Raw genomic sequence first — 12962 nt, forward strand, 5'->3', positions numbered from 1 at the left:
TCAGGACGCCTGCCGCGCCAGCGCATCGAGGATCCGCACCCAGCTTCGGGCGCCCTTCCTGAAGCTCTTCAGGTTGTATTTCTCGTTCGGCGAATGGATACGGTCGTCCTCGACGCCGAAGCCGATCAGGAGGCTGTCCATGCCGAGCGCGGACTTGAACGATGTCACGATCGGGATCGACGCGCCGCAGCCCATGAGCACGCACTTCGCGCCCCACTCCGCTTCGAGCGCCGCCGCAGCCGCCTGCATCGCCGGCGCCGAGGTGTCGAAACCGATCGCCGCGCTGCCGTGCCCGCCGATGAACTCCGCCGTGCAATCCTCGGGAAGGTTGTCGAGAACGAACGCGCGCACGGCATCGAGCACATGCTCGGGATCCTGCCCCGGCACCAGCCGGCAGGTGATCTTGACGGACGCCTGCGCCGGGATGACGGTCTTGGACCCCGCCCCCTGATAGCCGCCCGTGATGCCGTTGAACTCGAGCGTCGGCCGCGACCAGAGCTGCTCGATCAGCGAGAAGGACGCCTCTCCCGCCGGCTGCGAAAGGCCGACCGGGCCAAGCAGCATGCTGGCATCGAGCCCCAGCGCCTGCCACTGCTTGAGCTGCGCCTTCGAGGGCTTCGTGACGCCGTCGTAGAATCCCGGAATGCGGATGCGCCCCTTGTCGTCGTGCATCCTGCCGAGCACGCCGACGAGGGCGCGGATCGGGTTCATCGCCGGCCCGCCGTAGATGCCCGAGTGCAGATCGCGCGACGGCCCTTTGACGATCACCTCGATGCCCGCGAGCCCGCGCAGCATGGTGGTGATGGCCGGCGTATCCTTATCCCACTGCCCGGTGTCGCAGACGAGCACGAGATCGGCCGTGATCTCGCGCCCGCTCTTCTTGAGGAACCCCGGCAGCGACGGCGACCCGCACTCCTCCTCGCCCTCGATCATCGCCGACACGGCGACCGGAAGCGACCCCACGACCTCCTTGTAGGCGCGCGCCGCCTCGAGGAAGGTCATGAGCTGGCCCTTGTTGTCCTCGGCCCCGCGCGCCACGATGACTTTTCCGTTCGCCTTGTCGGTGGCGATGCGGGGCTCGAACGGCGGCTTCGTCCAGAGCGCGAGCGGGTCCGGCGGCTGCACGTCGTAATGCCCGTAGAACAGCACGTGCGGCGTGCCCTTGGCGACCTTCGGCCGGTCGTGCCCGACGACGATCGGATGGCCCGTCGTCGGACGCACGGAGGCGGCGATCCCGGCCTCGGTGAGCTCGGCCGCGCACCAGTCGGCCGCCTTGCGGCATTCGCCCTTGTAGGCGGGATCGGTCGAGATGCTTTCGATCCGCAAGAGTGCGAAGAGCCGCTCGAGACCCGCCTCGAAATTGCGGTCCAGCCGCTCGAGAACCTTCGAAACCTGATCCGTCATGGAAACCCTGTTTGAACGAGAGACTGGGAGAGTGCGCGAGGCGCCGGGCACAGTCAAAGGGAGTGTTGGCGCAGGGGCATGCCTTGTGCGAGAGTCCCGCGCCGGCATCGGCCCGGCATCCCGGGACGGGCGGCCACCCGGTGCCCCATCCGGCATGGAACGGCGTTCCACCCGGCCGCGGGCACGAACGTGTCACGAACTTCAAGAGGCCAATGGCAGTGACGGAGCCCCCCCGCGACGCGGCGCCCAAGTGCGTCTACTATTTCGCCGCCGGCGAGGCCGAGGGCGGGGCCGGCATGACGAACCTGCTCGGCGGCAAAGGGGCCAACCTCGCCGAGATGGCGAGCCTCGGGTTGCCCGTCCCCCCGGGCTTCACCATCACCACCGAGGTCTGCGTCCTCTACTACCGCAACGGCCGGCGCCTGCCGGCGAGCCTCGACCGGGAGGTCGAGGACGCGCTGGCCCGCATCGGCCGCGAGACCGGCACCGAGTTCGGCAGCGAGGACAACCCGCTCCTCGTCGCCGTGCGCTCCGGCAGCCGCGCCTCCATGCCCGGCATGATGGACACGATCCTGAACCTTGGCCTCAACGACCGGACCGTGCTCGGCCTTGCGCGCCGGTCGGGCAACGACCGTTTCGCCTACGACAGCTACCGCCGCTTCATCCAGATGTACGGCGACGTCGTGCTCGGCGTCGATCATGCCGTGTTCGAGGACATTCTCGACAACTTCAAGAACCTCAACGGAATGTCCTACGACACCGAGCTCGGTGCCGACGAATGGCGCAGGATCATCGCGCTTTACAAGAAGGCGATCGAGGACGCGGCCGGCGAGCCCTTCCCGCAGGATACGGGCCGGCAGCTCTGGGGCGCCATCGGCGCCGTGTGCGGCTCGTGGCAGAATGCGCGCGCGGTCACCTACCGCCGCCTGCATGCGATCCCCGACACCTGGGGCACCGCGGTCAACGTGCAGGCGATGGTGTTCGGCAACATGGGCAACACGTCCGCGACCGGCGTCGCCTTCACGCGCAATCCCTCGACCGGCGCCCGCGAGATCTACGGTGAGTATCTCGTCAACGCGCAGGGCGAGGACGTGGTGGCCGGCATCCGCACGCCCCAGCCGCTCACGATCAAGGCGCGGCGCGAGGCCGAGGACCCGAACCCCTCGCTCGAGGAGGAGATGCCCCGGGCCTTCGCCGAGCTGAAGCAGATCTTCGCGGCGCTCGAGAGCCGCTATCGCGACATGCAGGACATCGAGTTCACGATCCAGGACGGCAAGGTCTGGATGCTGCAGACGCGCTCCGGCAAGCGCACGGCGGAGGCCGCCGTCAAGATCGCCGTCGATCTCGCGGAGGAAGGCGTCATCACGCGCGAGGAAGCCGTGTTGCGCGTCGATCCGTCGAGCTTCACCCAGCTCCTGCACCCGACCATCGACGCCGAGGCCGAGAAGGAGCTCCTGACCGCCGGCCTCCCCGCCTCGCCCGGCGCCGCAACCGGCGAGATCGTGTTCACCTCCGATGACGCGGAGCGCATGAAGCAGCAAGGCCACGACGTCATCCTCGTGCGCACGGAAACGAGCCCCGAGGACATCCACGGCATGCACGCCTCCGCCGGAATCCTGACCGCACGCGGCGGCATGACGAGCCACGCGGCCGTGGTCGCGCGCGGCATGGGGGTGCCGTGCGTCTCCGGCGCCGGCGCGCTCCGCATCAACGAGAAGACGGGCACGCTGAGTATCGGCCAGAGGTCGCTCGAAGCCGGCGACGTCATCACCATCGACGGCGCGACCGGCCGCGTCTACGCCGGCGCCGTCCCCATGCGCCAGCCGCAGCTCTCGGGCGATTTCGCGCGCCTCGTCGCGTGGGCGGACGCGACGCACAGCCTCGCCGTGCGGGCCAACGCCGACACGCCGAAGGACGCCCGTCAGGCGCGCGCTTTCGGCGCGCAAGGCATCGGCCTCTGTCGCACGGAGCATATGTTCTTCGACGCCGACCGCATCCTCGCCATGCGCGAGATGATCTGCGCGGCGACCGAGGCCGGCCGTCGCGCGGCCCTCGCCAGGATCCTGCCGGTCCAGCGCGCGGATTTCGCCGAGCTGTTCGAGATCATGGGCGATCTTCCGGTGACGATCCGCCTGCTCGACCCGCCACTGCACGAGTTCCTGCCGCGCCACGAGCGCGAGATCGAGAGCGTCGCCGCTGCCCTCGCCATGCCGATCGAGAAGCTCAAGGCGCGCATCGGCGAATTGTCCGAGTTCAATCCCATGCTGGGCCTGCGCGGCTCCCGCCTCGCCATTCGCTTTCCCGAGATCTGCGAGATGCAGGCCCGCGCCATCTTCGAGGCCGCTATCGAGGTCGGAAAGCGTCTCGGAGCGGCGGTGGAGCCGGAGATCATGATCCCGCTCGTCGCCTACCGGCGCGAGTTCGACATCCTGGCCGGCGTCATCCGCGCGACAGCCGAGACCGTGGAGAAAGAGACCGGCGCGCACCTGTTCTACAAGCTCGGCACCATGATCGAGCTGCCCCGCGCCTGCATCAAGGGCGACGAGCTGGCCAGCGGCGAAGACGGCGCGGATTTCTTCTCCTTCGGCACCAACGATCTCACGCAGACGGTGCTGGGCTTGAGCCGCGACGATGCCGCGCCCATCCTCTCGGCCTATGCGACGCAGGGCGTGTTCGAAGCCGACCCCTTCGCCTCAATCGACCAGGAGGGCGTCGGCGAGCTGGTGCGTATCGGTGTCTCGCGCGGGCGCGAGGCAAAGCCTGCGTTGAAGGTCGGCATCTGCGGAGAGCACGGCGGCGACCCGGCATCCGTCACGTTCTTTCACGCCTTGGGGTTTGATTACGTGTCGTGCTCGCCGTTCCGCGTGCCGATCGCGCGTCTCGCCGCCGCCCAGGCCGCGATCCGCGCCAAGCTCTGATCCCGCCCGCCGTCGCCAGGCCCGCCGGCCGACCCGGCGACGCTGAGAGCGGGATATCAAATGCCTAGAGTCGTTTCGACTTAGGTGGAAACATGGTCATGCGAGCAATTGGCGTGTCTGGATCCCGGCCGTCCATGCGGAGCATGGCTCCGCCATGATGCCGGGATGACGTCATTTGTATGCAGGCGGGCTACGTAAACTCAACGTCACTCCGGCGAAGCCTGCCCCGGCGAAGGCCGGGGGCCGGAGTCCAGACGGGCTTGCGCATGTCGAACCGCTGTTTCCATCTGAAACGGAAACTCTCTAATGCGGGAGGTCGCGGCCTTCGACGCGGTCGATCTCGTCGAGCGTGGGGCGGCGCGGACGCGTCCCCTGCTTCCGCGGCATGAGGATGAGCCAGAGGACGAGCGGCGGAAAAAGGAAGCACCACGCCATCCAGAACGAATAGTCGCGGTTCTTCCAGCCGGCGACGAATCCGGCCAGCACCGCGGCGACGATCGCGGCAAGGCCCCAGATTACGATTCCCGTCATCATGGAAACGTTTTTCCCTTCCGTATTCCCTGAGCCGGCTCCGCACCGAGACATGTGCGCCAAGTGAGGCAAAATCAAGCGCGAATTGGAAGAAACGGCCAGGGGCGCGCCGGTCGCGGTTAACACGCGAGCGTGTCGGCGGATTCGAAGTCGAGACCGAGATCGAGAATCGGCGCTGAATGCGTGAGCGCGCCGACCGAGATGAGGTCCACGCCCGTTTCCGCAATCTCGCGCACGGTCTCGAGCGTGACGCCTCCAGAGGCCTCCGCCAGCACCCGCCCGCCGACCATCTCCACCGCCCGCCGCAAGACCGGGAGATCCATGTTGTCGAGCAGCACTGCATCGATCGGATGGCGGAGCGCGGCCGCAAGCTCGTCAAGCGTGCCGACCTCGACCTCGATCTTGACCATGTGCCCCGCGTGCGCGCGCGCCGCGGCAATGGCGGGCTCGATGCCGCCGGCGGCGATGATGTGATTGTCCTTGATCAGGATGGCATCGTAGAGCCCGGAGCGATGGTTGAAGCCACCACCGCAACGCACGGCATACTTCTCGAATGCACGCAGCCCCGGCGTCGTCTTGCGCGTATCGACGATCCGCGCACGCGTGCCGGCGACCGCATCGACGTAGCGGCGTGTCAGTGTCGCGATGCCGCTCATGTGGCAGAGGAAGTTGAGCGCCACCCGTTCCGCCGTGAGGAGCGCCCGCGCGGGCCCCGTGACGCGCGCGACGACGGCGCCGGCCGCGACGCGCTCCCCATCCGCCACACGCGGCGCGAAGGAGACCCGCGGATCGATCGCATGGAAGGCCGCCGCGGCCACCGCAAGCCCGGCGATCACACCCGCGCGGCGCGCGCCGAACGTCGCCGCCGCCGTCGCGCGCGCGGAAACCGTGGCATCGGTCGTGAGATCGCCCCGCGTGCCGAGATCCTCGGCCAGCGCCTGCTCCACCGCCCGCGCCACGATGAGGCGCGGCAGACCGCCTTCCAACGACGCATCGCTCACGTGTGAAGCTCCTCCCGGCACCGGGCGGCGGCCGGCCGACCGCGCGCGCCAATCGCGCGGATGTCGCGCAACAGCACCGCGCTCCGATGCTGCAGCGCCGGCTCGGTCTTCGGGAAATCCGAGCGGAAGTGCGCGCCGCGGCTCTCCGTCCGGAGCAGCGCCGAGCCGGCGATGATCTCGGCCGCAAGCGCCATGTTGGCAACCGCCCGGTCGTCGCCCGCCTCATTGCCGATCTCCCGCGCGACCGCAAGCGCCCGCTCGAGGCCGGTCCCGGTGCGCACCACGCCGACATGCTCGCTCATGGTCCGCCGGAGCCGCCCGATGAGGTGCGCGCGGCGACCGCCGTCGAGCGGCCGGTCCGGCCCCGTGCGGTAGGTCCTCGCGACGGGATGCGCCGGCTTGGGCGTGACGAGGCGGCCGATGTCGTCCGCCACCCGCGCACCGAACACGACGGCTTCCAAGAGCGAGTTCGATGCCAGCCGGTTGGCCCCGTGCAGCCCCGTCGACGCCACCTCGCCCACGGCCCAGAGCCCCGCGAGCGTGGTCCGCCCGCAGAGATCGGTGGCAACGCCGCCCATATGGTAGTGCGCCGCCGGAGCAACCGGGATCGGCTGCGTCACGGGGTCGATGCCCGCGGCGCGGCAAAGCGCATAGACGGTCGGAAACGCCTGCGGAAAATCCACCCCGATCGCCGCACGGCCGTCGAGAAACGCGCCGCGGCCGGCCGCGATCTCGGAGAACACGGCGCGCGCCACGACATCGCGCGCCGCAAGATCGCCCGCCGGATCGCACGCGAGCATGAACCGTTCGCCGGCCCGGTTGATCAGCGTTGCCCCCTCTCCGCGCAGCGCCTCGGAGGCCAGCGGCGCCGGATCGATCCCCGCGTCGATGGCGGTCGGATGGAACTGTACGAACTCCGCGTCCGCAATGACGGCGCCCGCCCGCGCGGCGAACGCAAGCGCCTCGCCCCGCGCGTAGATTGGGTTCGTCGTCACGGCGTAGAGCGCGCCCGCACCGCCCGTCGCGAGCACCACGGCACGCGCCGGCATGAAGTCGAACGTTCCAGTGCCGCTCGCTTCCGTGCGCACGAGCCGGAGGCCGGAAACGCGGTCGCTGCCACCCGAGCCCGGCTCGAGAATGAGATCGAGCGCCTCGTAGCCTTCGAGCACCCGGATCGACGGCATGCGTCTCACGGCCGCGATGAGCGACTGCATGATCGCTGCCCCCGCCCGGTCACCGGACACGCGCACGACGCGGGCTCTCGAATGTGCAGCTTCGCGCGAGAGCACGTAATGCCCTGCGAGATCGCGGTCGAACGGCACCCCGTAGCGCAGGAGATCCGCGATACGCGCCGGCGCCTCCTCGGCCACCGTCTCGGCGACGCGCCGGTCCACGATGCCGCCTCCGGCCGCCACCGTGTCCGCCGCATGCTGCTCCGGCGTATCACCCTCGCCGACGGCTGCCGCAATGCCGCCCTGCGCCCAGACGCTGGACGCGCCTTCGCCGAGCGGCGCGGCGGCGACCACCGTCACCGGCAGAGGCGCAAGCCTCAGCGCCGTGAACAACCCGGCAAGCCCCGCGCCGACGATGACGATATCGCCCGCCCCCCGCGCCTCGGCAGGGTCGGCAAAGCCTCGGGCGAGGCGGCGGATGCGATCGAAGTCCATGGGCGGACCTCCCAACAACGTCCTCGAGGGACCGCGAGAACCGGCTGCGCGCGAACGCGCGTTTGCCTCCCGTCAGGCTGAAGCCTCGACCATGCGCTCGACGGCACGGCGCGCCTTTGCGGCCACGGCCGCGTCCACCGTCACTTCATAGCGATTGTAGAGGAGCGCCTCGTAGATCTTCTCGAGACTGATCCGCTTCATGTGCGGGCACAGGTTGCACGGGCGGATGAACTCGACATCCGGCGCCTCCGCCGCGACGTTCGAGGCCATCGAGCACTCTGTGACGAGCACCACCTTCGGCGGCCGCTTGGTCTTCACCCAGTCGATCATGGCCGCTGTCGAGCCCGTGAAGTCGGATGCCGAGATGACATCCGGCGGGCATTCGGGATGCGCGATGATCTTGAGGCCGGGCTCGGCCGCGCGCATGGCCTCCATCTCCTCGCCCGTGAAGCGCTCGTGCACCTCGCAGTGCCCCTTCCAGGCGATGATCTCGACCTTGGTCTTGGTCTGCACGTACTTGGCGAGATATTCGTCCGGGATCAGCAGCACGCGCGGCGCGCCGAGGCTCTCGACGATCTTCACCGCATTCGACGAGGTGCAGGTGATGTCGCATTCGGCCTTCACGGCCGCGCTCGTGTTGACATAGGTGACGATCGGTACGCCCGGATAGGCGGCGCGCAGCGCGCGCACGTCCTCCGGCGTGATCGACGACGCGAGCGAGCAGCCCGCGAGCGGATCCGGGATCAGCACCGTCTTGTCCGGGTTGAGCAGCTTCGATGTCTCGGCCATGAAGTGGACGCCGGCCTGCACGATCACGTCGGCCTCCGTGCGGGACGCCTCCTTCGCGAGCTGCAGGCTGTCGCCGCGGAAATCGCCCACGCAGTGGAAGATCTCGGGCGTCATGTAGTTGTGCGCCAGGATGACCGCGTTACGCTTGACCTTGAGCTCGTTGATCGCCTTGACGAGGGGTGCGTAGTGCACCCACTCCATCGGCGTCACGACGTCCTTCACGCGCTCGTAGAGCGGGGCGAGCTCGCGCTTGAGTGCGGGCGTGAACGCAAAGGGCGGGGTCATCCGCCCCGTCGTGCGGGCCAGCGGCGCACAAGCATCTCCAGAAGAATCGCGTGCGAGAACCGAGTGGGCCGAATCAAGCGCCATTGCCACCTCCAAGCTCTCATATACTCGACTTGAGTATATGAAGGTCCTGAAAAATACCGGCCGCCTTAGGCCAGTCACTCCTACGCGCGTGGAACCGTGAAGGTTCCCCCCTATTATGCTCCGATCGAGCATTGTTCGCGTGAACTAAATCTAATTGAGACGCCGACCGTTTTCCAGGCCAATGGCAAAATAATTTGCAGTGCGGCGACGACGGCGCCGTGCCTGCGAATACATCGTCTGCGCACCGCTCAAGCGCGCACCGCCTTCACGCGCACGCCCGGCGCCGGACGCTCGAGCACGACCTCGCGCCGGAACCGGAACAGCTTCGCGGGACGCCCCCCCGTCTGTGTCTTGACGTCGCCGGTCGGCTCGACCAGCCCCGCGCTCTCGACCAGGCGCCGGAAGTTCTGCTTGTGCAGATGCGGCCCGAGGATCGCTTCCACCGTCTTCTGCAGCTCGAAGAGCGTGAAGTCGTCGGGCATCAACTCGAAGATGACCGGGCGGTATTTGATCTTCGCACGCACGCGCCCGATCGCGGTCGCGAGAATGCGCCGGTGATCGAACATCATCGGCGCGCCGAGCCGCGGCAGGCCGGTGCCCCACGCCGAGGCGGCCTCGCGCCCGTCGCGGCGCGCCTCCTCGACGAGACCGGCCTCGTAGAGCAGCTCGAAGCGGTCGAGCACCTTTTCCTCGTCCCAGGCGCCGCCATCGAGCCCGAAGCAGATGCGGATGCGATCCTCCTTCGGCACCGGCCGCACCGGCGTCGAGCGCAAGTGAGGCGCCGCCGCCCATTGTCGGAGGCGCGGCTCGATCTCGGCTGCGAGGATATCGGGCTTACCCTTCCGCCAGTCCTCCCACGGGAAATACTGATACCAGCTCCGCCATGTGCCGTGCGCGAGCCCCCGCGCGTGCCCCGTTTCCGTGAGCGCGAGATAGCCGATCGAAACGACGTGCTCGTCGTCGCCGGGCTCCGCGTGCCGCCCTCGGTCGCCGAACGTGTAGAGCTGCTCGACATAGCCGAGCCCGAGCCCCGTCTGCTCCTCGACCCAGGTGCGAAGCCCGCTTTCGAGCGTTCGGTGCGCAACCGGCGAGAAGGGGCCGAACGGCAGGCCGTCGACGCCCGAGGCATCTCCGTCGCCGCGGATCACGAGCACCACCGGCTCGTCGTCGATGACGGCGACGATGGCGGCGTTGAGTCCGATCTCGACGCCCGCTGGCTCGCTGCGCGTTGCCACGTGGTGAGCTGCCTCCACGTCTGAATCCACGTCGTGAATCCGACGCCTGAATTTCATATCTGCGACCATGGCACAAGCTCCTGTAAGCTTTGCCGGCTAAACACCGATCATGGCGATTTTCGGAACCAGTTCGAGTGAGATTTTATTCCCCTGAGCGGGAATAAAAACGGAAACGCAGTTTATAGGTTCTGAACCGGGATCAGCGAATGGCCGTGAGCGCCGAAAAACGTTTGAGAAACAGCCGCTGCGCATCGGCAGCGGGCAAAGGAACGAGCGCAACCAGTTGTTGCATTAGTGTAAAATTGGTTTCACTAGGCGTGCCGAAATAAATCAGCGCTTCGTCCCGCGAAAACCCCGCAAGACCGGTCGCTTCGTAGAAAGCAGCGATTCGATCCGCACGTTTGATCTCCATGCTGATTTCATCCGGCAAGCGTGGTGGCAGACCGAAACGCACATGAATGGCTTCGAGCAGCTTCATCTCGAATGCCTTGTAATCGAGGCCGATTGCCGTTTTGAATGGGCTGATCAAATCCCCGATGACGTACTCCGGCGCGTCGTGGAGCAGGGCCGCGAGCCGCCAGGCGTCCGGCCAGTCCGGATTGAGCGCGAAGGCGATCTCCTCCACCAGCAGCACGTGCTGCGCCACCGAGAGCGCGTGCGCGCCGCGCGTTTGCCCGTTCCAGCGGGCGACGCGGGCAAGCCCGTGCGCGATGTCCTCGATCGCGACATCGGCGGGCGCCGGGTTCAGGAGGTCGAGGCGGCGCCCCGAGAGCATGCGCTGCCAGGCCCGCGGCGGGGCTTCGGCATCGGAGGGCGGAGCGGATTTGCTCATGGGCGCTCGGTTTGTTTAGACCTCTGGAGGAACGAACGCGCGTTGCAGCCCAGCGCACACGTCATGGCGCGGGCAGCCGACGAGGTGATCGTTGACCATGCCCGTGGCCTGCATGAACGCATGGACCGTCGTCGGGCCGACGAACCGGAAGCCCTGTCCCTTGAGCGCCTTGGAGACGCGCCGGGAAACGTCGGTCGACGCCGCCACGTCGCTCGTGGCCGCCGCGCGGTTGATCACCGGCTTGCCGCCTGCATGCTCCCAGAGGAACGAGGCGAGCGTCCGCGTCTTCCGCAGCGCCAGATACGCCTTGGCGTTGTCGATCGTCGCCGCCACCTTCAAACGGTTGCGTACGATTCCCGTATCGGCCATGAGCCGCGCCACGTCCTTCTCCGTGTAGCGCGCAATGCGCCCCGGGTCGAAGTCGTGGAACGCGCGCCGGAAGCCGTCACGCTTGCGAAGGATGACGAGCCAGGAGAGGCCGGCTTGAAAGCCTTCGAGCACGAGTTTCTCGAACAGGCGCTGCTCGTCGGCGTGCGGCACGCCCCATTCCTCGTCGTGATAGCGCGCATAAAGCGGATCATCGATCCCCGGCCACGGACAGCGCGCGAGCTTCACGGTTTCATGCGGTTTCATGCGGAGCCCCGATGTCGAAGGTCGCAAACGGCGGCACCTCGACGGTGAGCGGCACGCCGCCCGCGGTGAGCGCCACGCCCGTCCGCGCCGCTTGGGCCACCCGATCGAGCCGGAGCAGCGCCAGTCCCCGCACCCCGGCGACGGAGCCGAGCCGCCCGATTTCCGTCTCCCCCGAGAGAACCGGCAACGGCCCGGACGGGAGCGGGACCTCGCCGATGACCGGCACCACGCGCTTGCGCACCGTCGCCCGGTGTTGCATGCGCGAAACCACCTCCTGCCCGACGAAACAGCCCTTCGTGAAAGAAACGCCGTGCAACTGGTCGAGCAGGGCTTCGTGCGGAAACACGTCGCCGAACGCGAAGTCCTTTCCGCCCTCCGGCACGCCGAGGCCGATACGGTGGGCGTGATAGGCTTCGGGCGGCGCGGCCGCAGCGCCGGTCCTCGCGAAGACCTCCGCGACGGATCGCACGTCCGCGAGAACGCGCAGCCCCAGCGGAGAAAAGCGCGGATCGGCGAAGATATGCGCCCCGACCATCGCCCCCGTCGAGACCGGCGCCGTGTCCCAGAGCACGCCGACCGCGTACTCCGCCGAGAGGTCGCGGATCTCGACGGCCGCCCGCAGCTTGTAGAGGGTGAGGCGTTTGACGAGCTCGCCGGCCCTATCCCGCGCCACGTCGAGCAGAACGCCGCCCGCCGCGCGCACGACGAGAAAGTCGAACAGGATCTTGCCCTGCGGCGAGAGCAGCGCCGCATAGAGCGCCGGCGGCCCGCCGGGCCTCTCGGCGTCGAGCAGCGCCATGTCGTTGGTGATGAGCCCACCGAGCAGCTTCTCCGCGTCCGCGCCGGCAACCGACACGACACCGCGATCCTCGAGCACCGCTATCTGGACCGGCGCAGCAGACATTCCCATAGCCTCTCAGAAACACACGTCGCGCGAGCTTCAGCCCGCCCACTCTTGCAAACATGCGTGGAGCCAGTCGTAGCCTGTCCCGGCAAAGGCCGGGACCGGCATGACGTTGAGTGCGCCGCTCGTCTGAATAGCACCGTCATCCTGGCATCATGGCGGAGCCATGCTCCGCATGAACGGCCGGGATCCACGCAAGCTTCAACGAGCATGCCGCGTGGATCGGATCAAGCCCGACCGATCGAGCAATACAGCTTGCGGGGGCAGCCCGAAGTCCCACCCGTCAAAAACCGGCATTACCGCCCGCGACGCCCGCCGGCCGCCCGCTTCGTGGGCGGCTCCTTGTCGCCCGCGTCTGCCGCCGCAGCCACCCGGGCCACCGCCTCCGGCTTCGCTTTCGGCTGCACCTTGGCCGCGACCGGCTTCTGGCAGGCCCACTCCGCCACCGCATCGATATCGTAGAAGCGGCACGTCTCCATCAGCATCCGGCACTCCGTCCAGAGGTCGCCGTCCACCATCGGCATGAAGAGGTCGTGCACGTTGTCGACGCCGAGATAGGTGCGCACGCCCGCGTCCCGCAGCTTGACGAACGGCGCGATCGAGTTGTGCAGCGGCGCCGTCATCGGAAGCTGCTTCATGCTGAGCGCCGCCGACGGGCAGATGATGATGCCCATGTCGG

The 12962-nt window shown here is 68.1% G+C and carries 10 protein-coding genes and 1 pseudogene; 1 reads left to right on the plus strand and 10 read right to left on the minus strand.

The window, feature by feature from the left end; genetic code table 11:
• Positions 1–1404 (minus strand): M20/M25/M40 family metallo-hydrolase, encoded by a 1404-nt coding sequence (locus V7082_RS13910; RefSeq protein WP_334149503.1) that lies wholly within the window; start codon positions 1402–1404, stop codon positions 1–3.
• 212 nt (positions 1405–1616) lie between these two features.
• On the opposite strand from V7082_RS13910, the gene ppdK reads away from it, so the two are divergent.
• Positions 1617–4322 carry a pyruvate, phosphate dikinase gene (gene ppdK / locus V7082_RS13915; protein ID WP_442909793.1) on the plus strand — a complete coding sequence of 902 codons (2706 nt, stop codon included), beginning with the start codon at positions 1617–1619 and terminating at the stop codon, positions 4320–4322.
• A gap of 303 nt (positions 4323–4625) precedes the next feature.
• Here the strand turns inward: ppdK and V7082_RS13920 are convergent, their stop codons facing one another.
• From V7082_RS13920 to V7082_RS13960, 9 genes and pseudogenes are all read right to left on the minus strand, one after another.
• The gene (locus V7082_RS13920; protein ID WP_334149506.1) at positions 4626–4856 is read right to left on the minus strand and encodes a hypothetical protein; all 231 of its coding nucleotides are present in this window, start codon (positions 4854–4856) and stop codon (positions 4626–4628) included.
• 116 nt (positions 4857–4972) lie between these two features.
• A complete protein-coding gene (nadC, locus tag V7082_RS13925; RefSeq protein WP_334149508.1) occupies positions 4973–5854 on the minus strand; it encodes a carboxylating nicotinate-nucleotide diphosphorylase in 882 nt (293 codons plus the stop codon).
• Positions 5851–7521: an L-aspartate oxidase gene (locus tag V7082_RS13930; protein WP_334149510.1), complete on the minus strand. Its 1671-nt coding sequence runs from the start codon at positions 7519–7521 to the stop codon at positions 5851–5853. Before V7082_RS13930 ends, nadC begins: the two co-directional genes overlap by 4 nt.
• A gap of 72 nt (positions 7522–7593) precedes the next feature.
• Positions 7594–8595, minus strand: coding sequence for a quinolinate synthase NadA (nadA, locus tag V7082_RS13935; protein WP_334149522.1), 1002 nt, complete (start codon positions 8593–8595; stop codon positions 7594–7596).
• 332 nt (positions 8596–8927) lie between these two features.
• Positions 8928–9971, minus strand: coding sequence for an NUDIX hydrolase (locus V7082_RS13940; RefSeq protein WP_442909794.1), 1044 nt, complete (start codon positions 9969–9971; stop codon positions 8928–8930).
• Positions 9972–10113: 142 nt separating this feature from the next.
• Positions 10114–10746, minus strand: a complete 633-nt coding sequence (locus V7082_RS13945) for an HD family hydrolase (RefSeq protein ID WP_334149514.1) — start codon at positions 10744–10746, stop codon at positions 10114–10116.
• 15 nt (positions 10747–10761) lie between these two features.
• Positions 10762–11379, minus strand: a complete 618-nt coding sequence (locus V7082_RS13950) for a DNA-3-methyladenine glycosylase I (RefSeq protein WP_334149516.1) — start codon at positions 11377–11379, stop codon at positions 10762–10764.
• Positions 11366–12283, minus strand: a complete 918-nt coding sequence (gene ygfZ, locus V7082_RS13955; protein ID WP_334149518.1) for a CAF17-like 4Fe-4S cluster assembly/insertion protein YgfZ — start codon at positions 12281–12283, stop codon at positions 11366–11368. The genes V7082_RS13950 and ygfZ overlap by 14 nt, the downstream gene beginning before the upstream one ends.
• Positions 12284–12579: 296 nt before the next feature.
• Positions 12580–12962: pseudogene (locus V7082_RS13960) on the minus strand (amidohydrolase family protein); the annotation flags it as partial.

This window comes from Hyphomicrobium sp., from assembly GCF_036833075.1.
In the GTDB taxonomy this organism is placed as follows: Bacteria; Pseudomonadota; Alphaproteobacteria; order Rhizobiales; family Hyphomicrobiaceae; genus Hyphomicrobium_C.